Origin of the sequence: Synechococcus sp. HJ21-Hayes (genome assembly GCF_024345835.1) — a bacterium.
In the GTDB taxonomy this organism is placed as follows: Bacteria; Cyanobacteriota; Cyanobacteriia; order PCC-6307; family Cyanobiaceae; genus Vulcanococcus.
Window position 1 is genome coordinate 1 of sequence record NZ_JAGQBW010000013.1, and the last position, 17,870, is coordinate 17,870.

At 67.0% G+C, this 17,870-nt stretch carries 21 protein-coding genes; 5 read left to right on the forward strand and 16 right to left on the reverse strand.

Annotated features, from left to right (window positions below):
• Nucleotides 1-232: 232 nt before the first annotated feature.
• Genes KBZ14_RS10820 through KBZ14_RS10830 form a run of 3 tightly spaced genes read left to right on the forward strand, consistent with a single transcriptional unit; the run spans nucleotide 233 to nucleotide 1,685 of the window.
• Nucleotides 233-1,192: a YihY/virulence factor BrkB family protein gene (locus tag KBZ14_RS10820; RefSeq protein WP_255118346.1), complete on the forward strand. Its 960-nt coding sequence runs from the start codon at nucleotides 233-235 to the stop codon at nucleotides 1,190-1,192.
• A complete protein-coding gene (locus tag KBZ14_RS10825) occupies nucleotides 1,189-1,335 on the forward strand; it encodes a hypothetical protein (RefSeq protein WP_255118347.1) in 147 nt (48 codons plus the stop codon). Before KBZ14_RS10820 ends, KBZ14_RS10825 begins: the two co-directional genes overlap by 4 nt.
• The gene (locus tag KBZ14_RS10830; RefSeq protein WP_255118348.1) at nucleotides 1,335-1,685 is read left to right on the forward strand and encodes a zinc ribbon domain-containing protein; all 351 of its coding nucleotides are present in this window, start codon (nucleotides 1,335-1,337) and stop codon (nucleotides 1,683-1,685) included. Before KBZ14_RS10825 ends, KBZ14_RS10830 begins: the two co-directional genes overlap by 1 nt.
• Nucleotides 1,686-1,688: 3 nt before the next feature.
• On the opposite strand, the gene KBZ14_RS10835 is transcribed toward KBZ14_RS10830, so the two are convergent.
• The 4 genes from KBZ14_RS10835 to KBZ14_RS10850 all read right to left on the reverse strand — a co-directional run bounded on the left by KBZ14_RS10835 (nucleotide 1,689) and on the right by KBZ14_RS10850 (nucleotide 3,878).
• Nucleotides 1,689-2,036, reverse strand: coding sequence for a DUF2834 domain-containing protein (locus tag KBZ14_RS10835; protein WP_255118349.1), 348 nt, complete (start codon nucleotides 2,034-2,036; stop codon nucleotides 1,689-1,691).
• Nucleotides 2,037-2,038: 2 nt separating this feature from the next.
• The gene (xseB, locus tag KBZ14_RS10840) at nucleotides 2,039-2,332 is read right to left on the reverse strand and encodes an exodeoxyribonuclease VII small subunit (RefSeq protein ID WP_255118350.1); all 294 of its coding nucleotides are present in this window, start codon (nucleotides 2,330-2,332) and stop codon (nucleotides 2,039-2,041) included.
• A gap of 4 nt (nucleotides 2,333-2,336) precedes the next feature.
• Entirely contained in the window at nucleotides 2,337-3,494 is a 1,158-nt protein-coding gene (gene xseA / locus KBZ14_RS10845; RefSeq protein ID WP_255118351.1) for an exodeoxyribonuclease VII large subunit, read from the reverse strand.
• A 243-nt stretch (nucleotides 3,495-3,737) separates the two neighbouring features.
• Nucleotides 3,738-3,878 (reverse strand): chlorophyll a/b-binding protein, encoded by a 141-nt coding sequence (locus KBZ14_RS10850; protein ID WP_255118435.1) that lies wholly within the window; start codon nucleotides 3,876-3,878, stop codon nucleotides 3,738-3,740.
• Nucleotides 3,879-3,985: 107 nt separating this feature from the next.
• On the opposite strand from KBZ14_RS10850, the gene KBZ14_RS10855 reads away from it, so the two are divergent.
• The gene (locus tag KBZ14_RS10855; protein WP_255118352.1) at nucleotides 3,986-4,834 is read left to right on the forward strand and encodes an HAD family hydrolase; all 849 of its coding nucleotides are present in this window, start codon (nucleotides 3,986-3,988) and stop codon (nucleotides 4,832-4,834) included.
• Here the strand turns inward: KBZ14_RS10855 and hrpB are convergent.
• The 3 genes from hrpB to KBZ14_RS10870 all read right to left on the reverse strand — a co-directional run bounded on the left by hrpB (nucleotide 4,819) and on the right by KBZ14_RS10870 (nucleotide 8,060).
• The gene (gene hrpB, locus KBZ14_RS10860; RefSeq protein ID WP_255118353.1) at nucleotides 4,819-7,362 is read right to left on the reverse strand and encodes an ATP-dependent helicase HrpB; all 2,544 of its coding nucleotides are present in this window, start codon (nucleotides 7,360-7,362) and stop codon (nucleotides 4,819-4,821) included. The two genes, KBZ14_RS10855 and hrpB, sit on opposite strands and share 16 nt — an antisense overlap.
• A complete protein-coding gene (locus KBZ14_RS10865) occupies nucleotides 7,340-7,723 on the reverse strand; it encodes a DUF8663 family protein (RefSeq protein ID WP_255118354.1) in 384 nt (127 codons plus the stop codon). The genes hrpB and KBZ14_RS10865 overlap by 23 nt, the downstream gene beginning before the upstream one ends.
• Before the next feature lie 64 nt (nucleotides 7,724-7,787).
• Entirely contained in the window at nucleotides 7,788-8,060 is a 273-nt protein-coding gene (locus KBZ14_RS10870) for a DUF2973 domain-containing protein (protein WP_255118355.1), read from the reverse strand.
• A gap of 159 nt (nucleotides 8,061-8,219) precedes the next feature.
• Here KBZ14_RS10870 and KBZ14_RS10875 point away from each other — a divergent pair, with 159 nt between their 5' ends.
• Nucleotides 8,220-9,362 carry a trypsin-like peptidase domain-containing protein gene (locus tag KBZ14_RS10875; protein WP_255118356.1) on the forward strand — a complete coding sequence of 381 codons (1,143 nt, stop codon included), beginning with the start codon at nucleotides 8,220-8,222 and terminating at the stop codon, nucleotides 9,360-9,362.
• Here KBZ14_RS10875 and KBZ14_RS10880 read toward each other — a convergent pair.
• From KBZ14_RS10880 to KBZ14_RS10920, 9 genes are all read right to left on the reverse strand, one after another.
• Nucleotides 9,342-9,569 carry a hypothetical protein gene (locus tag KBZ14_RS10880; RefSeq protein WP_255118357.1) on the reverse strand — a complete coding sequence of 76 codons (228 nt, stop codon included), beginning with the start codon at nucleotides 9,567-9,569 and terminating at the stop codon, nucleotides 9,342-9,344. The genes KBZ14_RS10875 and KBZ14_RS10880 overlap by 21 nt on opposite strands.
• 142 nt (nucleotides 9,570-9,711) lie before the next feature.
• Nucleotides 9,712-9,915, reverse strand: coding sequence for a hypothetical protein (locus KBZ14_RS10885; protein WP_255118444.1), 204 nt, complete (start codon nucleotides 9,913-9,915; stop codon nucleotides 9,712-9,714).
• Nucleotides 9,916-10,036: 121 nt separating this feature from the next.
• Nucleotides 10,037-11,761 carry an ABC-F family ATP-binding cassette domain-containing protein gene (locus KBZ14_RS10890; protein ID WP_315856146.1) on the reverse strand — a complete coding sequence of 575 codons (1,725 nt, stop codon included), beginning with the start codon at nucleotides 11,759-11,761 and terminating at the stop codon, nucleotides 10,037-10,039.
• A 237-nt stretch (nucleotides 11,762-11,998) separates the two neighbouring features.
• Nucleotides 11,999-12,232 carry a DUF8665 family protein gene (locus tag KBZ14_RS15945; RefSeq protein ID WP_255118358.1) on the reverse strand — a complete coding sequence of 78 codons (234 nt, stop codon included), beginning with the start codon at nucleotides 12,230-12,232 and terminating at the stop codon, nucleotides 11,999-12,001.
• A gap of 60 nt (nucleotides 12,233-12,292) precedes the next feature.
• Nucleotides 12,293-13,495 carry an anhydro-N-acetylmuramic acid kinase gene (locus KBZ14_RS10900; RefSeq protein ID WP_255118437.1) on the reverse strand — a complete coding sequence of 401 codons (1,203 nt, stop codon included), beginning with the start codon at nucleotides 13,493-13,495 and terminating at the stop codon, nucleotides 12,293-12,295.
• A 109-nt stretch (nucleotides 13,496-13,604) separates the two neighbouring features.
• On the reverse strand, nucleotides 13,605-14,240 hold the full coding sequence (locus tag KBZ14_RS10905) for a peroxiredoxin (RefSeq protein WP_255118359.1): 636 nt from the start codon (nucleotides 14,238-14,240) through the stop codon (nucleotides 13,605-13,607).
• Nucleotides 14,241-14,327: 87 nt separating this feature from the next.
• Nucleotides 14,328-15,977: a GTPase HflX gene (gene hflX / locus KBZ14_RS10910; protein ID WP_255118360.1), complete on the reverse strand. Its 1,650-nt coding sequence runs from the start codon at nucleotides 15,975-15,977 to the stop codon at nucleotides 14,328-14,330.
• Nucleotides 15,974-16,630 (reverse strand): HAD-IA family hydrolase, encoded by a 657-nt coding sequence (locus KBZ14_RS10915; RefSeq protein WP_255118361.1) that lies wholly within the window; start codon nucleotides 16,628-16,630, stop codon nucleotides 15,974-15,976. Before KBZ14_RS10915 ends, hflX begins: the two co-directional genes overlap by 4 nt.
• Nucleotides 16,627-17,829 carry an NAD(P)/FAD-dependent oxidoreductase gene (locus tag KBZ14_RS10920; RefSeq protein ID WP_255118362.1) on the reverse strand — a complete coding sequence of 401 codons (1,203 nt, stop codon included), beginning with the start codon at nucleotides 17,827-17,829 and terminating at the stop codon, nucleotides 16,627-16,629. Before KBZ14_RS10920 ends, KBZ14_RS10915 begins: the two co-directional genes overlap by 4 nt.
• Nucleotides 17,830-17,870 lie beyond the last annotated feature (41 nt).

Sequence of the window (17,870 nt, forward strand, 5' to 3'; positions counted from 1 at the left end):
GGCGACGATATTTGGGGGGTAGCCCCCTGAGAAAATAGCTCGATGCCAGGTAAAACATTTGCTCCGCTGACCAGTGTGTCAGCCCTTTACCAGTAGTACTGGCTTGAAGCCTGCTGCTGGAGAGATAAAAAAGCCACCCCTAGGGGTGGCTTTTTTGTTGCTGACACATCCCTCTCCCCTTGAGCTCCTTTCGCCGTCTGACTAGTGTCAGACCAATCCACCGGACGGCTGAGTGACGCAGATCCGCAGAGGTCGTCGGTTGCGCATTCGCGGACTGGTCAAGCTGTTTTGGCGTGCCTATCGGCTCTGGGACCGGGAGGATTGTGTTGATCTGAGTGCCGCTTTTGCCTATCACAGCCTCCAGTCCCTGTTCCCGATTCTGCTGATTGCCCTTGGCGTGGCCAGCCGCATTCTTGGCCGTGTGGACGGGTTGACGGATAATCTGCTCAATCTGGCAGAGCAATTTCTGCCGCCATCGGTGCTACCGCTGGTGAGCTCCACCCTGATCAAGCTCTACCGCCAAGGGGCAGGAGCAGGCTTGGTGGGTGTTGTGTTTCTGCTCGTCACGGCCACCAATGCCTATCTCAGTCTTCAGCGTGGGGCTGATCGACTCTGGGGATTCAGGCCCATGCCACCCCAGGAGATCCCCTGGATTCGCGTGGTACAGCGTTTCATTCGGGCGCGGCTTGAGTCGTTTGGGTTGGTGCTGTTGATCGGTTTCTTTGTCGTTCTCGATCAGCTCACCACCAACCTTCGGATGATGGGGCCTGGCAGTTGGAAGCTCCTGCTCCAGCGCTGGTTGCCCCAACCCTTTGATGTCTGGCTGCCGCTGCCGTTGTTGCTCGATCTGATGCTTTCGCTGTTGATCGCCTGCAGCCTGTCCTATGCCCTACTGCGCCTGTTGCCCACAAGACCGGTCCCCACAGCTCCATTGCTGCCGGGTGCTTTGTTGGTGGGGGGGGCTCTCACCGCCCTCAACCTGGCTGTTGGGCGCAGTTTGATCACCCTGGGGGCTCGTTTCCAGGCCTATGGCGTGATTGGTGCCGTGTTGGTGTTGACCCTGTGGGTGTGGCTCGTGGCCCTTGTGGTGTACTACGGCATGGCAGTGAGTGTGGTGCTCAGCCGTGCTCCCTATGGGGGGCGATCCGCACCTACTGCCCTGGGCCCAGGGCCAGGTAAGCAAGCAGGATGAACATCTGCCGCGCCATGCATTTGGGAGAACTCACGCGTTCTGTTCGGCCAATGCCGGCCAGCCTGTTGCTGGGGTGGGCCGGCTTGGACGCTCTGGCGGCGCTTGAGCGCTGGATGGAGCGTGACGCCCGCTTCAAGCTGTGATGGAGCGCCGCATCCCCTGGCTATGGATCACGATCGGGGCCTTTGTGCTCTTGGCGCCCGGGCTGGCCGGTCGCTTCGCTGTCGACCTGTTGGAAGGGGTGACACTCCTGGTGGTGCTCGGTCCGCTGCTGCTGGCAGGCGCGGGTCTGTTGGCCTGGCAAATCCTCAAGCGCCGCATGGTCACCTGTGCGGCTTGTGGAACTCCCAGTTTTGGTGCGGCTATTTGTCCGGCGTGTGGGGCCGTGCTGGATCAGCCACAGACTGGCTTCCCGCCAGAGGATTTCAGAGAACAGCCCGCCAGTGATGCCGTGATCGACGTGGTGGTGACGCCAGTGGATGAGGAGCGCTAAGGCTCAGCCTTGCTGCTCCAGTTCGATCAGCCTCCGCTCCCTTAGGAACAGAAACAAGGGGGCGGCAAAGGCAAAGGCGATGGTCACTGAGCTCAGGAGCACCACCCAGAGATGCCGCATCTGCAGCCGCCGGCTCTCCACCACCATCCAGATGGTGATGGCCGAAGCGCCGATCAGCAGGTCGCGCGAGAGGGATTGGGCCGCTGGATTGGCGTTGGCGAGCTGCACGAATTGGCTGATATCGAAGCTCGAGCCGTAGGCCCGCATGTAATCCAGATTGGCCATCCAGGGCAGCACCCCTCCGGCTACGGCGAGGGCGAGATACAGCCAGGCAAGCCAGGGGCGGGGCATGGTCAGGCGCTCTCTTTTGGTGGTTCGCTGCCCCATTCGATCACGTCCTGTTCCACCCGAGCCAGCACGGCTTCGCAGTGGTCTGCATAGGCGCGGGCCCGTTGATAGAGGCCCGCCATCTGTTCCACATCGAGGTTGCTCGCCTGCAGTTGGGCCATGGCCAGCTGCAGGGCCGTGTGGGCGTCCTGAAAGCTCAGATTCTGGATATCGGCCAGCCACTCCGGCGTAGTGCTGGCGGCTGGCGGCTGGACCTTGCGCGAGCGGCTTTTGGTGCTTTTGGGGGTGGGGTCACTCATGGCCTCAGCCTGCCTGTTGAGGGTGATGTTGCTTCACTTCCACCTCGAGCTGGCCTTCCGCCAGCTGGATGCTCAGCGCGTCCCCCGGTGTCACCTGTTGCGCTGAGCGCACCAGTTCCCCAGTGGCGGTGCGTACCAGAGCGAACCCCCGCTGCAGCAGATGCTCAGGGGATAGGGCCTGCAGCAGCGCCAAGCGATGCTGCAGGTCGTGTCGCAGACGTTGCAGCACCAGGGTTGGATGCTGCAAGTCCAGCCGCTCTCGCAGGCTGCTCAACCGTTGGCGCTCGCGCTCCAGCCGCAGGATCACCACCTGCTTCACGAGGGATCGCTCCTGAGCCAGCCGCTGCTGGATGGCCTGGCGGTCTGGTACGAGGGCCACGATCGCCGCGGTAGGGGTGGCGGCTCGGTAGTCGGCCACCAGATCGGCAATGGTGGTGTCGTCCTCATGACCCAAGCCAGTCACGACGGGCAGAGGGCAGGTTGCCAGGTCGCGGGCGAGCTCTTCGCTATCGAACACGGCCAGATCCTCCCGACTGCCGCCGCCCCGTGCCAGCACGATCGCCTCGATGCCGAGATGCGGAGCTGCGGCGATCACCTGGGCCAGGCGCGCCTGAATGGCGGCCTCCACCGGCCCCTGGACGGGGATGGGTACCACATGGATGCGGGTGGCCGGCCAGCGTTCGGCAGCGGTGCGCAACATGTCCGCCAGGGCCGAGCTGGGAGCACTGGTGAGCAGGGCGATGGCCTCTGGCATTGCCGGCAGGGATCGCTTGTGTTCCGGGGCAAAGAGGCCTTCCGGCTCGAGCTGCTGGCGCACCTGCTCGAACCGGCGCAGCACTGCACTGAGGCTGGGGCGCAGGTCGAGGACCTGAACGCAGAGGCTGGCTCGGGTAGCCCAGAAATTGAGCTTGCCCACCACGGTGACGCCATCGCCTTCGCTGGGTTGGTGCGACAGCTTGCTCAGCTGAGACGCCCACACAACCGCAGACACAGACGCCTGTTCATCCACCAGGGTGAGCCACAGGTGTCCCTTCTTCAGCTGGGGCCTTGAAACTGTGGCCTCCAGCAGAAAACGGGGGGCAAAGCCCCGCTCCAGCAGCGATCCAATCGCCTGGTTCAGCTCTGAAACGCTGTAGCGCGGCAGGCCCGGTTCAGCGTTCAAGGGTTTGGTAGCAGCGCCACCAGTAGAGGCACACCGCCGTGCCAAGGATCGCGATCACCAGGCCGATGGTGTGATCGATCCTCATCAGGGCGATGCTCGTGATCACGAGAGCGCTGCTGAGCAGACGGGCGCCATCACGGCGATTCTTGGCGTAGAGCGGTGCCAGAGCAGGGACAGGCCAGACGTCTGTCCAGTCTGAACCATGAAAAAACACTCCGATGGGGAGCTGCGGGCGGAGGCCCTTCAGCCCAGGCCGAGTTGTCCGAGGATGCTTTGGCCGGTGAGTAGCTCCGTGCCCAGGCCGATCACAAATCCCAGCATGGCCAGGCGGCCGTTCCAGGTTTCGGCGAAGGTTACGAAGCCGAAGCGGGGGGAGTCAGACACGGAAGTCAAGGCGACGGCCTCACAACCGTAACGATAGCTAGCGGTTTCTTGACAGTTGCCGCGGATCTGCCGAAGGGTTCGCGCTTGGTCTCCAGTGTGGAGGGACGTTGACAGGTCTGCGGAAGCCTGGTGAGGTAGGAGCATCCGCGACTGTTGGCCCCATCGCCAGTCCTCGCCAGCAGCTGCAGCGTCAGCTCTCGGCTCCCCTGCCCGAGGCGCCAGAACTGGTGCTGGTCACCGACCTGGATGGGACCCTGCTGGGCGGCTCTACCCCGGAGCGTCGTCGCTTCTACCGCTGGCTGGCGGAGCAGCGTGAGCGGGTGCTGCATGTGTTCTGTACGGGCCGTGATCTCGCGTCGATTGCCCGGGTTCTGCAGGAGGACGAACCGATCGGCCTGCGGGCCCCTCACCTGGTGATTGGTGATGTGGGTTGCACCGTGGCCTGTGGGGCCTCGCTTGCACCGGTCCCGCTGGCCGTCGATCCAATCGAGCAGCGCTGGCAGGGCTTGCCCGAGCGATTGGCCCCCTTGTTGGCCCATCAGACCGGATTGTCGCTGCAGCCGGTGAGTTCCAACCGCCGATTGGCTTACTACGTGGATCTGGAGCTGTTTGACCACGGGGTGATTCCTCAGCTCCAGGCCGCCGGAGCCGATTGCGTGCTCTCCGACAGTCGTTATTTCGATGTGCTCCCGGCGGGGGTGAACAAGGGCAGTACCCTGCTGGCCCTGCTGACGTGGCTGGAGGTGGAATCCCGCTGTGTGGTCACGGCCGGTGACACCCTCAACGACCTGGCCATGTTCGAGACCGGCTTGCAGGGGGTGATGGTGGGCAATGCCGAGGCCGCGTTGCTGGAGCATCTGCCGCGACTGCCATCGGTGTACCGCGCCGAGGCGGAGGGCTGTGCGGGGATCGCCGAGGGGTTACGCCACTTCGGCTTTGATCACCTCTGGGATTGATCCTGTTGGAGCCGGCGCTTGGTGAGGGCGGTGGCGATCGCCTGGCTGGGATCCTCGGGCCAGGGATGGCGCGGGTAGCGTCCTCGCAGTTCGCGGCGCACCTGGCGGTAGCCCCCACTCCAGAACCCGGCGAGGTCCTGGGTGATAGCGGCCGGGCGGCCCGCCGGTGAGAGCAGTTCCACCGTGATGGGCAGGCGGCCCTCCAGCACGGTGGGCGTGGTGGTGGCACCGAACATCTCCTGCAGCTTCACGGCGAGCACGGGGCGGCCTGTGTCGTAGTCAATCCGGGCTTGGCGGCCGGAGGGGATCAGCAGGCTGTTTGGCAGCAGATGCTCCAGTTGCAGCCGGCAGTCCCAGGCTAGACCGCTCCAGAGGGCTTCCTGCAGATCGAGGGTTTGCAGGTCTGCGCGGCTGCGCAGGCCGTCGAGCTGATCCTGCAGCCAGCTCTCGGGATCGGCCAGGAGCACCTGGTCGCTGCGGTCAGGCCAGGGATCGCCCAGGTGCTCCTGGGCCAGGCAGAGGCGACGCTGGAGTTGCCGACTGGACGGGTTCCAGGGCAGGGCCTCCAGGCCCATCAGCGCCAGCCCCTCCAGCAGCGCCGCGCGCACCGCTGCAGCGGGCGCCTCGGGCCAGGGGCGCCGCTCCAGCACGAGAGCGCCTAGACGCCACTCCTGGTCGCTGCGGACCCGTTGCTGCTGAGCATCCCAGCTCACCAGGGCCTTTTGATAGCCCGATTCCGCCGCCAGAGCCTCCAGGCTGCTGCGATGTAGGGGCAGGGCTAGCTGGATCCGGCAATCGCTGCCGGCGCCATCCGCAGTGGCGATGGCGAGGGCCCCGCAGGCCTGCAGGGGATCGCTCGCATGCAGGTGGGCTCCACGGCCGCCGCGGGTGAGGTAGCGGCCAGGGTGGCCCTCGCGGGCCAGGGCCACCCGCTCAGGAAAGGCATGGGCGAGGAGCTCGGCCGCCAGCATCGGATCTTGCTGGGATTCTGCGGTTGGCTTGGGTCGCGGTACGGCCTCGAGCTGTCGCAGCAGCTGTTGTTGCAGTTGTTGCAGTTGCTGGCGGCGTGGATCGCGCCCCGGCTGCTGCAACCAGTCCAGGCGGTGGCCCAGGTCGGCGCCGGCTTCCTGGGGATTGAGGGGGTCCCGTTCACTGAGTAGGGCTGCCAGGGCACAGCCCAGGGGTTCCGCCCCCAGTGCCCGTGCCCGTAGGAGCAGATGGGCCAGGCGTGGATGCAGCCCCAGGCCTGCCATGGCCCGTCCATGGGCCGTGAGCGTGCCGGCGGTATCCACCGCCCTCAGCTGGCGCAGCAGCTCCTGGCCCTCCAGCAGGCTGGACCGTGGCGGAGGCTCCAGCCAGGGCAGCTGCTCCCCGAGGCCGGCGCCCCACTGGGCCAGCTGCAGCACCAGGGGGGTGGGATCGGCCTCCAGCAGTTCCGGTGGGTCAAAGGCGGGTCGGCGTTGCTGTTCGGCCGGACTCCAGAGCCGCACGCAACGGCCGGGAGCCAGGCGTCCGGCGCGTCCTGCCCGTTGCTCGGCGCTGGCCAGGCTGGCGGGTTGCGTCACCAGGCTGTCCATGCCACTGCTGGGATCGAAGCGGCTGCGGCGGCTCAGGCCGCTGTCGATCACCAGGGTGACCCCCTCGATCGTGAGCGAGCTCTCGGCGATGGCGGTGGCGAGCACCACCTTGCCGGCGCCATGGAGAGCGGGGCTGATGGCGCGGCTCTGGGCGGCCAGCGGCAGGTTGCCATGGAGTGGGCACAGCTCCAGCTCACCGCCCCAGGCGGTCGCGCTGATGGCCTGCAGGCACTGCTGGATCTCCCGCTGCCCAGGCAGAAACACGAGCACCGTTTCGGCGTCGTGGCGCTGGTCGAGCCAATGACTCTCGAGGGCCCGCACCAGCTGACGGCCCAGGGGTTCGCGCTCCCGGGGCGGCTGATGGCTCACCGTCACCGGATAGGCCCGGCCCTCGCTGGTGAGCAGCCCGGCTTCCGGGAGCTGTTCGGCCAGGGGCTGCAGGTTGAGCGTGGCCGACATCACCAGCAGCCTCAGGTCCGGTGCCAGCAGGGTGCGGGCCTCCCGCAACAGGGCCAGGGCCAGGTCGGCCTCGCTGCGGCGCTCGTGGAACTCATCGAAGATCACGCAGGCCACGCCCTCGAGGGAGGGATCGGCCTGGAGTCGCCTGAGGAACAGGCCATCGGTAAGCACCTCGATCCGGGTGGCCGCCGATACCCGCGATTCCATTCGCACCCGGTAGCCAACCCGCTCCCCCACGGCCTCACCGAGGCCTGCCGCCAGGCGTTCTGCCGCGGCTTTGGCGGCAAGGCGCCGGGGCTCCAGCATCAGGATGCGGCCGTGATCGGCGCCATGGCTGGCCTCCAGGGCTGCCCTCAGGGCCAGCGGAACCCGGGTGGTTTTGCCCGCCCCAGGAGGGGCCTGCAACAGCAGGGTGGCGCCGGCCGGCAGCTGCTGCACCAGGGCGGGCAGCAGCGGTTCAATCGGCAGCTCAGCGGACGTGGCGGGCGCCATCGACGGGGTGGTACACCTCACCGGTGGTTTCTTCGTAGACGATGGCGGGCAGGCCCGTTTCGAACATCGTCTGAAGGGCTTCCTTCAAATAGGGATTCCAGCCACCGGTGCTCACCTTTCCGTGACGCACGGTCCAGTCCCAGGTGCCCTGGAGGTCGCGGGGGATGCGCCCCTCCCGGTCGCGGCGAGCCACCAGATCCTGGGATTCCACCAGGCCTACAAGGATGGGATCCTTGCCGTAAGCCGGTGTGAGCACCAGCTCAAGGCGAATGGGATCTTCCTTCACGAGCTTCAGCTGAAAACGGGGGGGCAGCTTGAGGCCCTTGAGCACCGCCGCAACGATTCGGGTTCTTTGATCCACGCTCAGACTCCGCCGGTTTCCACATCCACGCAACGGTTGTACCAGCTGGCGGGCCCGGGCGGCTTCAGGTGGGGTCGTTCGGCAAGGCGGGCTGTTCGTTGTCGCCACTGAATCGAACAGTGAGTAGGTCGTCGCGGGTGAGTTGCCCGTCCGCATCCAGCAGCTCGGGATGGATCGTGAGCCGGCCGGTGCGATCACCCTGGGGGGCCTGGGGCTGATCGCCCGGCCGTGGCACGGCGCTGAACCCTTTGCTCATCACGCGAAAGGCCTGCCACAGCAGGGCAAGGAAGCAGACCCCGTAGGCGAGCGGCAACAGTTTGGCGAGCAGAACAGGCATGGACAGCGGGGCCAGAGCAGCCCGGCGCACCTTCTGGATCCATCATCGCTCCCCACAGCGGAGCCTGCAGCACCTACTGGCGTGAAAACCCACCCAGTCCGGGTCTTCCTGCTCCCGCAGACCGTGGTTACGGTCAAGACCCTTCCTGGTTCTGTCGCCATGGCAGTCCCCCCTGTGCGCGTGTTCCCCCTGGCTTTGGCCTCGGCTCTGGCCGTCACCGTGGCCGGCCCCGTCCTGCTCCCAACCGCCTGGGCGCAGCAGTCCCCGGCCAGCGGGGCCCTGGCGCGCCAGTCCTTCGTGGCGGAGGCCGTGCGCCGCGCGGGCCCGGCGGTGGTCACGATCGACACCGAGCGCACCGTGGTGGTGCCCGGCCAGGGCGGCTTGCAGCAGTTGCCCTTCATGGATCCCTTGCTGCGCCAGTTCTTTGGCCTGCCCCGGGGGGGACAGGCCCCGATGCCGCCATCGCAGCGCACGGAGCGGGGCCAGGGCAGCGGCCTCATCTACGACCCCACGGGCCTGCTGATCACCAATGCCCATGTGGTGGAGAAGAGCAGCCGTGTTGTGGTGGGACTCCCGGATGGCCGGCGCGTGGAGGGCAAGGTGGTGGGCAGTGATCCCGTCACCGATCTGGCGGTGGTGCGTCTCGAGGGCGGTGGCCCTTGGCCAGTTGCCCGGCTGGGGAATTCCGATGCCCTGCAGGTGGGTGATTGGGTGATTGCCGTGGGGAACCCCTTTGGCCTCGACAACACCGTGACGCTCGGAATTGTGAGCAGCCTGAACCGCAATGCGGCCAAGCTCGGTATCACCGACAAGCGGCTGGAGCTGATCCAGACGGATGCCGCGATCAACCCCGGTAACTCCGGAGGTCCCTTGCTGGATGCCGGCGGTGAGGTGGTGGGGATCAACACCCTGGTGCGGTCGGGCCCAGGGGCTGGGTTGGGTTTTGCCATTCCCATCAACCGTGCCCGCACGATCGCCCAGCAACTGGTGGCCACCGGCCTTGTGAGCCACGCCATGATTGGGGTTGGGCTCGAGCCTGCCCGTGATGCCAGTGGGGCCACGGCAGCAGGGGCCCAGGTGCGCAGCGTGATGCCAGGCGGGCCGGCCGCACGGGCCGGGCTCAAGCCCGGTGATGTGATCACGGCCTCGGCGGGTCAGGTTGTGAAGAGCCCTGCCCAGTTGACCCAACTGGTGGAGCGCAACGGCGTGGGCAATCCGATGGCGCTGGTGGTGCAGCGGGGTGGCCAGGCCGTCACCCTGCAGGTCACCCCTGTGGAGCTTTCATCCCTGGTGCCCAGGTAGGCCACTGGAGGGCAGGCCAACCCAGGGTGGGCCATCCAGTTGCTGGCGCATCACCCATTGGGTGGCGGCTTTCTGACTGTGCCAGGCCAGGAGCAGTTCCTTGGCCAGTCCCTGCAGGGTCTGTAGGTCGGCGGTGGATTCGATGGCCCGGTTCATGCGCTCCAGCTCAAATTGCTGGCCGAGGCTGAGGGCGAGCGGTTCGGACATGACGGCAGACGCGATGGATCATCGGGACCGCATCCAGGCTAAGAAATGTTTCCAGCCATCGCGTATCTGTTGCAACAAGGCTAGGGGGTCTGTCAGCCGTTGCTGGCCGTGGTCCTGTTGTCGCCCTTGGCGCCGGGGCTGCTCAGCCCTCCTCGCGGAGGGTCTCCACGCAGCGGGTCACGCACTCGCCGTCGTCCACGGAGCAGGAGGTGATGCACTCGAAATAGGTGTTCACCGCATCGCCGCCCAGGTGCCCCTGGGTGCCTGGGCGCTGCGTGCTCCCGTCAAAGGTCGTGCCCCGGCCGGCGCCAGAGGGCTCAGACGAATATCCAGCTGAAGCGCCCATGGGGCCTCGTTGCGAGGGGATTGATGTCAGCTTATGCACATCAAACCAAGGGGCAAACAAGAATGAGTTCTCTTGCCTACGGATATGTGAAGTTGTATGTGGCGGCTTGGCTGAAGCCCTGTCAGGCCGCGGCTTTTCGCGCAGCGTCCTTGGCCTTCTGTCGCTCGCGATTGGCCTTGCGCTTGGCCTGCTGCTCCGCCTCCAGTCGAGCGGCTTCGGCCTCGGCGGCCTCTTCGGCTTTCTTCTCGACGTAGTAGGCGTAGTCGCCGCGGTAGAGCACCAGTTCGCCCTCGCGTAGTTCCACGATCTTGTTGGCAACCCGCGACACGAAATAGCGGTCGTGGCTCACCACGAGGGCGGCTCCTTCGTAGTCCATTAGGGCGTCTTCGAGCATCTGCTTGGCCGGGATGTCGAGGTGGTTGGTGGGCTCATCCAGCACCAGCAGGTTGCAGGGGCTGAGCAGCATCAGGGCCAGGGCCAGGCGAGCTTTCTCTCCGCCGCTGAGCTTGCCAACCTCCTTGAACACGGCGTCGTTGCTGAAGCAGAAGCTGCCCAGCAGCGAACGCACCTGGGTCTGGGTCCAGTCGGGCACCGCTTCAAACAGGGTGTCGATCACGGTTTTGGACAGATCCAGGGCCTCGGCCTGGTTCTGCTCGAAGTAGCCAGCAATCACGTTGTGTTCGCCCAGTCGGGCGCTGCCCTCGTCCGGGCTCTCCGTTCCCATGACCAGCCGTAGCAGGGTGGACTTGCCGGCACCGTTCGGGCCCACGAAGGCGATGCGGTCGCCCCGCTCCACCTCGAGGTTGGCCTCCAGGAAGAGGAGCTTGTCGCCGTAGCTGTGGGTGAGGTTTTCCATCACCGCGATTTGGCGACCGCTGCGCGGTGCCGGTGGGAACTGGAAGCGGGGCCCGCCCACCGTCTCGATCGGGGCCTCAATCCGCTCCACCTTGTCGAGAAGTTTTTCGCGGCTCTTGGCCTGGGTGGAGCGGGTGGCGCTGGCGCGGAAGCGGTCGATGTAAGCCTGTTGGGTGGCGAGTTCCTTCTGCTGGCGCTCGAAGGCTGCCTGTCCCGCCTCGCGCTCGAGGGCCTTCTGCTCCAGGTGTTGGCTGTAATTGCCGAGGTAGCAGCGCGACACGCCTCGCTCCGTCTCCACGATCTGGTTGCACACCCGGTCCAGGAAGGCCCGGTCGTGGCTGATCACCACCAGCGGCACGGTCTGGCTGCAGAGATAGCCCTCCAGCCACTGGATGGTTTCCACATCCAGGTGGTTGGTGGGTTCGTCCAGGAGCAGCAGGTCGGGTTCCTGGAGCAGGATCTTGCCCAGGGCGATCCGCATCTGCCAGCCGCCGGAGTAGTCGCCCACCAGCAGTTCGGCACCTTCGGGGGTGAAGCCGATCGTGGGTAGCAGTTTGTCGATCCGGGCCTCGAGCTCATAGCCGTGCAGCGATTCGAAGCGGCTATGCAGCCGACCGAGTTCGTGGATCAGTTCATCGAGATGGTCGGCATCGGCGGCCGCCTTCTCGCTGGCCATCTCCTCTTCCACCTCGCGCTGGCGGTTGAGCACCGCGGCCGCCTCGCCGAAGGCCTGAAAGAGCTCTTGGCGCACGCTGCGGCGCACGTCCACATCAAATTCCTGCTGCAGGTAAACGATGCGAGGGTCGCCTTGTTTCACCACCAGGCCGCTGGTGGGCTCCTCGAGCCCGGCGATGATCCGCATCTGGGTGGACTTGCCAGCGCCATTGACGCCCACCAGGCCGATGCGGTCCCCTGGTTTCACCTCCCAGGTGATGTCGCGCAGCACCTCACCGGTGGGATAAATCTTGGAGACGCGTTCGAGGCGAAGCACAGGGGGGTATGACTTAAGGGGCGCCGGTCTGGGCTCTGGAGCCCGATCTGCCCTGCATCATCCCCCTTGGCCGGCAAACTGTTCCGTGAGCTGCATCACCGGAGCGCCATGGTCAAGCGTCTCGAGCAGTTGGCAGCCGTGGTGGTGGCGGCCGGCCTGGCCATCGTGAGCTACCTGCTGTTCTTCAGCTGGATGGGCGAAGACCGTCGTCCGCGCCAGCTCCCCGCACGCACGTCCCTAGAGGCCACCCCTGGCCTTGAGCAGCCATTGTTTGGTGTCGGGGTCGTCGATGCTGGCGAGGTAGAGCTTCACCGCCTCGCGGCTCACGGGCAGGCCCCAGGTGCTGCCCAGGTCGCAGATGCGGTCGAGGGTGCCTGAGGGGTCCTGCAGGGCCTGGCGAAACAACTCCTGGGTCAGAGCGTGGTCGGCCCGGATGCGCTCATAGAGCGCAGAGGTGTTGCTGTTCTCCATCACGGCGAGCCATCGCGCTGTCCCGAACGCTATGCATGGGAGCCGCTGGCTGCAGCAGTGCTACCGCGCTTGCTTGCGTTTTGTAGGTTTTGAGCCGCCCTTGTGGGCGGAGCGCCCCGGCGGCTCCGCCCGTACGCCAAGCACGGCTGGCCGGCTGGCTCCGGTGACCGAAGGCAGGGAGCCGGGGTGGCCGCAGTTGTGCCACCAGGCCAGCAGGGCGAAGGCCAGGGCCTCGCGGTCGCTGTCACCAATGCCCAGCTCCGCGAGAGAACGCACCCACAGGCCTCGGCAACGCCGGCGCAGGTGCTCCATCAGCAGCCCGTTGCGAGCACCCCCGCCGGCCACCAGCACTTCCAGGGCCGGTGGCGCCTGGGCCAGGTCGTGGGCAATCACCGCTGCGCTGAAGTCGGTGAGGGTCGCCAGGGCATCGGCAGGCTCCAGAGGCTGTCCCGCCGCCGTTGCGGCCTGCTCCAGATCGCCGAGGCGGCGCTCCAGGTCCGTCCGGCCGAACAGCTCCCGTCCGGTGGACTTGGGCGGCCTCTGCTGGATGTAGGGCTCCTGTAGCCATCGCGTGATCAGGGCCCCATGGCTCTGGCCCCGCCGGGCCCATTGGCCATCGGCATCGAAGTTCAGGCTGCCTTCGCTGAAGCGTTGCACGGCCAGGTCCAGCAGGGTGTTGGCTGGCCCGCAGTCCCAGCCCAGCACCGCGGCCTGCCGGTCGGGACCGCTGGCGGGCGGCAGCAGGGTGAGGTTGGCGATTCCCCCCAGGTTGAGTAGGGCGCGCCAGCCGCCGATGGCGGGTAGCAGGGCCGCGTCGGCCGCCGGCACCAGGGGCGCCCCCTGGCCCCCGAGGGCCAGGTCGGCGGCGCGAAAGTCGAAGATCACCGGCCGCTGCAGCAGCGCTGCCAGCAGGGGCCCCTGCAGCAGTTGCCAGCTGCTCCCACGGCGTTCGCCGCTGGGGGGGCGATGCCACAGGGTTTGGCCATGGCAGCCCACCAGTTCGGCCCGGCCCTTGGGATCACAGCTGTGGGCCGCCGCGGCCTGCACTTCGGTGAGGGCCTCCCCCAGTTCGATCATCTCGGCGGCGCTGATCGGCACTCCCTGGCCCGTGGCGATCAGCCGTGCCCGCAGGTCGGCTGGATAGGGCGTGGCTCCACGGGCCAGCAGGCGCCAGCGGGGCCGTTGCGGTGCCCCTTGGAAGTCGGCCAGTACCGCGTCGATGCCATCGGCACTTGTGCCGCTCATCAGCCCCAGAACCCGCATCACGATCCGCCCGCTTGGGCTGGTTATAAAGGCTCCATGCACGGCGGCCATGGGCCATGAAAAAGCCCCCTGGCCACAGGCCAGGGGGCAGTAAGAGAGCCGCCGGGGCTCACTTGTTGGGCTGGGGTGTCATGCGCAGGTAGGGCTTGATCTCGGTGACCCCTTTGGGGAACTTGTTGCGGGCCTCGTCGGTGGGGATGGAGGGCACCACCACACAGTCCTGGCCGTCCTTCCAGTTCACCGGAGTCGCCACGGAGTGGTGGTCGGTGAGCTGCAGGGAGTCGATCACCCGCAGGATCTCATCGAAGTTCCGGCCGGTGCTGGCGGGATAGGTGATCTGCAGGCGCAGCTTCTTGTTGGGGTCGATGATGAACACCGACCGCACCGTGAGGTTGTTGAGCGAATTGGGGTGGATCATCCCGTAGAGATCGCTCACCTTCTTGTCGGCATCCGCCAGGATCGGATAGTCGACGGTGGTGTTCTGGGTCTCGTTGATGTCGCCGATCCAGCCCTTGTGGCTCTCCGCAGAATCAACGCTCAGGGCGATGGTTTTCACGTTGCGCTTCTCCCATTCGGGGCGCAGGCGCGACACTTCACCCAGCTCCGTGGTGCAGACCGGGGTGTAGTCCGCGGGGTGGGAGAACAACACCACCCAGCTGTCGGCGGCGAAGTCGTAGAGGTTGATGGATCCCAGCTGGGAGTCCTGGGTGAAATCGGGAACGGTATCGCCGAGCTGCAGCGCCATGGCCGGATGCGGGTCGAGAATCTGGCCAAATGCTGACACAGGGGTGGCAGTGATTGAGGCCGGTTTCCCGTTCCCGTGTGGCATTGGCTACATCCTGGGCGATGGAGCGGGGTCAAACAGCCAGTCGCGCAGGCGTTGCAGTCCCAGTCCACCGGTGGCGGACACGAACAACGCCTGCGCATCCAGGGCCCGGGCCTGCTCCAGTGCCGTGGCGGGGCAGCGGTCGATCTGGTTGCCCACGAGGCGCCGTGGGGCCGTGCTCTCGAGCGAATCGAGGATGGCATGCACGGTTCGAAGCTGGTCCGCCCAGGCTGGGTCGGAGAGGTCCACCACCAGCAGCAGCTGATCGGCTTCGAGGGTTTCCTCCAAGGTGGAGCGAAAGGCTTCCACCAGCGGTGGTGGCAGGTCGCGGATGAAGCCCACCGTGTCCGTGAGCAGCAGCGTTTGTGGCGGGCCACCCTGCGGGTTGGGGCGGGCGATGCGGCGGGTGGTGGGATCGAGGGTGGCAAACAGCTTGTTTTCGGCCAGCACCTCCTCCCCGGCCACCGGCTTGCTGAGGGCATTGAGCAGGGAGCTCTTGCCGGCATTGGTGTAACCCACCAGGGCCAGTCGGTGCTGCCCACGGCGGCTGGCGCGGATGCGGGCGCGGTGCTCTCCCAGTTTCTGCACATCCCGCTGCAATTTGTCGATGCGGCGGGCGATGGCCCTGCGGTCTTTCTCTAGCTGGGTTTCACCGGGGCCACGGGTACCGATGCCGCCGCCTTGACGCGAGAGGCTGAGGCCCCGACCCATGAGCCTGGGCAGCCGGTAGCGCAGTTGCGCGAGTTCCACCTGCAGGCGGCCTGCACCACTGGCGGCCCGCTGGGCAAAGATGTCGAGGATCAGCTCGCTGCGATCACTCACGGGCAGATCCAGCAGCCTCTCCAGGTTTCGGGCCTGGGCTGGGGTGAGTTCCCGATCCGTCACCACCAGGGAGGCGCCCAGTCGCCTGGCCTCCAGAGCGGCCTCGCGCAGCTTGCCCTCACCCCATAACGTTTGCGGTGAGCTCTGGGATTGGCGCTGCATCACCAGCCCCACGGGGTTGGCCCCGGCGCTGCGCACCAGGCCCTCCAGCTCGGCGATCTGGCGCTGGGCCTCCGCCGCATTGCCAGGGCTCAGCACGAGCACCAGTACCCGCTCCACGCCCGGCGTTGCCTGCATCCCGCCGGAGGCCTGCCGGGAGGGCTCGGCTTCGTGGGGGATGAAGGCGCAGAGTGCCTCCAGGTCGCCGCTGCCCAGGGGCTGCCAGGGCTGGCTGGCCTCGCCTCCGGGGGCAAAGGCAGCGGCATCCCAGTGGCCGCCGGCCCGGGGGCTGTCGCCGTAGCGCAGCCACAGCCGGGGCTGCAGGTCGAGGCCGACCACCGCTTCGCTGCCCTGGGGCGTCAGCTGTTTGCTGCGGCCCACACAGGTGATCAGGCGCAGCCCCGCCCCCTGGCGCCGGGGCCCACCCGGCAGCCGCTCCAGCAGCCGCCCCGACTGCTCCAGGGGGCCGACCCACAGCAGCCGACAGAGCCCGCGGCCATCGATCACCAGGCTCAGGGGCAGCTCGAGTTCGCCACTTTCGCTGGCCAGGCGTTGCAGGGTGAGCAGATCGGCCCCGTCCCCCTCGGGGTGTCGCCGGTGGGCAAGGCGCTCCAGGCGCCGGGTCACCGAGGGGCGCAGCCCGGCGGTGCGGCCCAGTAGGACAGCCTGCTTCAAGCCCCGACGTCCGGCTGGGACCGGCGGATCAGCACACAGCGCAGCCCTGCAGCCCGGGCGCCTGCTTCGTCTTCGGGGCTATCGCCCACATGCCACACATCCCTGGGGGGCAGGTCCAGGGCCTCCAGCGCTTGCTGAAACGGCCGTGGATCGGGTTTGGCCGCGCCGGCGGTGCTCGACACCACCACGCAGTCCATGGTTTCCGCGAGGCCCAGCCCCTGCAGGAGCAGCAGCAGGCGCTGGTCGAAGTTGCTCACCACGGCGAGCTTCAGGCCGCGAGCTTTCCAGCGCTGCAGTTGGCTGGGTACGTCGGGGTAGACGCGCCAGAGCTCCGGGGAGGCGAAGTGCTCAAACAGGGCCACACCCAGACCCGCTGGCAGGGGCTCGGTGTGACCGCTGGCTGCAAAGGCTTCGCCGATGCGCTCGTCCCACCAGTGGCGCTCGGCCTCCAGCAGGGCCGCTCCCTGCAGCCCCGGGAAGGCCAGGGGTGGCGCCTGGCGGTAGACCGTCGGGAACACGCGATCCAGGTCTGCGGCATCCACCCGCAGGCCGAAGTCGCCGGCGAGGCGGCTGTAGGTGTGGCCCACGGAGTGGCGCAGGCCCAGGAGGGTGCCCATGGCGTCCAGCAGCAGGCCCCGGGGTGCCCCGCTCATCGCCAGTCCGTCAGCCAACCGGCTGCCACCTTGAGCTGATGGCCCAGACCCGGTAGCCGTGCTAGGTAGCCCAGGCGCCGGATCTTATGGGCGGCCGGACCGGCCAGGGTGAGGCCCATGCCGGTGATGCTCGCCTGCCCGATGCCAAGGCCCAGCATCTCGCCCAAGTCGTTCCAGTGGAAGGGCTCCAGAGGCTCGCCCGCCTGGGCCTTGCGCAGGTTGCCCGCCAGCAGCTCGGCCTGTTGATAGGCCACTTGGGCGGTGGCCGGCAACTGATTGGCGTTGTTGGGATAGTCTGCGCTGGGGAAGCTGGCGGCATCGCCCAAGGCAAAGACATCCTGCAGCCCCTCCACCCGTAGGTCGCTGTGGCAGGGCAGTCGGCCGCGGCGATCGAGGGGAAGCGGCGGACTGATCGCCGGCACACAGGCGGCGACGCCGGCGGTCCAGATCACACCATCGGCGCTGAGGTGTTCCTGGCCGCTGGAGGTGCCATCCCCACGCTGTAGGTCCAGGCCGTCGGGCTGCACGGCCACCACGCGGGTACCGGTGCGTAGGCGGATGTCGCGGCGCTGCAGGGCAAGCCGTGCCTGTTCGCGGTTGAAGGCCTTGGAGCTGGGTAACAGTTCTGAGCCCTGCTCAATCAGTTCCAGCACGGCTGCGCCGTTGAGCATGTCGGCGAGTTTGCAGGCCAGCTCCACGCCGCTGGCCCCGGCTCCCACCACCACGAGCCGCTGCAGCAGGCGTCGCCGTTGTTGGAGCTGCTGCACCAGTTTCTGCAGGCGGTCCACGTCGTGGAGGTTGCGGAATCCCAGGGCGTTGTCTTCCACCCCCGGGATGCCGAAGCTCTCGGGGCGGCCACCGGTGGCGATCACCAGTTGGCTGTAGGTGAGTTGCTGGCCATCGGCGGTGCGCAGGCTGCGGGCGTCGGCGTCAACGCTCACCACCCGACTGCGCAGCCAGGCCACCCCACGGCCCGCCAGAAGCGCGTTGTAGGTGGGCGCGATTTCCCAGCGTCGCAGCTCACCGCTCAGCAGCTCGTAGAGCAGGGGCAGGAACAGGAAGCGTTCGTTGGGTTCGATCAGTAGCAGCGGTGGGTGGTCTGCCTGCTGGGCCAGGGCCAGGGCCGTGCTGAGGCCGCCGAAGCCTCCGCCCATGATCACGAGGGGAGCGCTGTCCTGCACAGAGGGGCTGTCTGCCACGGAATCGAAGCCTGTGACAGGCCGAATTGTCGTGGCCGAAC

What these genes read in the sequence shown, in the direction of transcription:
- KBZ14_RS10825 (WP_255118347.1), top strand. Translation starts at nt 1,189, where the DNA reads ATGAACATCTGCCGCGCCATGCATTTGGGAGAACTCACGCGTTCTGTT.
- KBZ14_RS10830 (WP_255118348.1), top strand. Translation starts at nt 1,335, where the DNA reads ATGGAGCGCCGCATCCCCTGGCTATGGATCACGATCGGGGCCTTTGTG.
- KBZ14_RS10835 (WP_255118349.1), bottom strand. Translation starts at nt 2,036, where the DNA reads ATGCCCCGCCCCTGGCTTGCCTGGCTGTATCTCGCCCTCGCCGTAGCC.
- xseB (WP_255118350.1), bottom strand. Translation starts at nt 2,332, where the DNA reads ATGAGTGACCCCACCCCCAAAAGCACCAAAAGCCGCTCGCGCAAGGTC.
- hrpB (WP_255118353.1), bottom strand. Translation starts at nt 7,362, where the DNA reads ATGGCGCCCGCCACGTCCGCTGAGCTGCCGATTGAACCGCTGCTGCCC.
- KBZ14_RS10870 (WP_255118355.1), bottom strand. Translation starts at nt 8,060, where the DNA reads ATGCCTGTTCTGCTCGCCAAACTGTTGCCGCTCGCCTACGGGGTCTGC.
- KBZ14_RS10875 (WP_255118356.1), top strand. Translation starts at nt 8,220, where the DNA reads ATGGCAGTCCCCCCTGTGCGCGTGTTCCCCCTGGCTTTGGCCTCGGCT.
- KBZ14_RS10880 (WP_255118357.1), bottom strand. Translation starts at nt 9,569, where the DNA reads ATGTCCGAACCGCTCGCCCTCAGCCTCGGCCAGCAATTTGAGCTGGAG.
- KBZ14_RS10885 (WP_255118444.1), bottom strand. Translation starts at nt 9,915, where the DNA reads ATGGGCGCTTCAGCTGGATATTCGTCTGAGCCCTCTGGCGCCGGCCGG.
- KBZ14_RS15945 (WP_255118358.1), bottom strand. Translation starts at nt 12,232, where the DNA reads ATGGAGAACAGCAACACCTCTGCGCTCTATGAGCGCATCCGGGCCGAC.
- KBZ14_RS10900 (WP_255118437.1), bottom strand. Translation starts at nt 13,495, where the DNA reads ATGCGGGTTCTGGGGCTGATGAGCGGCACAAGTGCCGATGGCATCGAC.
- KBZ14_RS10905 (WP_255118359.1), bottom strand. Translation starts at nt 14,240, where the DNA reads ATGGCGCTGCAGCTCGGCGATACCGTTCCCGATTTCACCCAGGACTCC.
- KBZ14_RS10915 (WP_255118361.1), bottom strand. Translation starts at nt 16,630, where the DNA reads ATGAGCGGGGCACCCCGGGGCCTGCTGCTGGACGCCATGGGCACCCTC.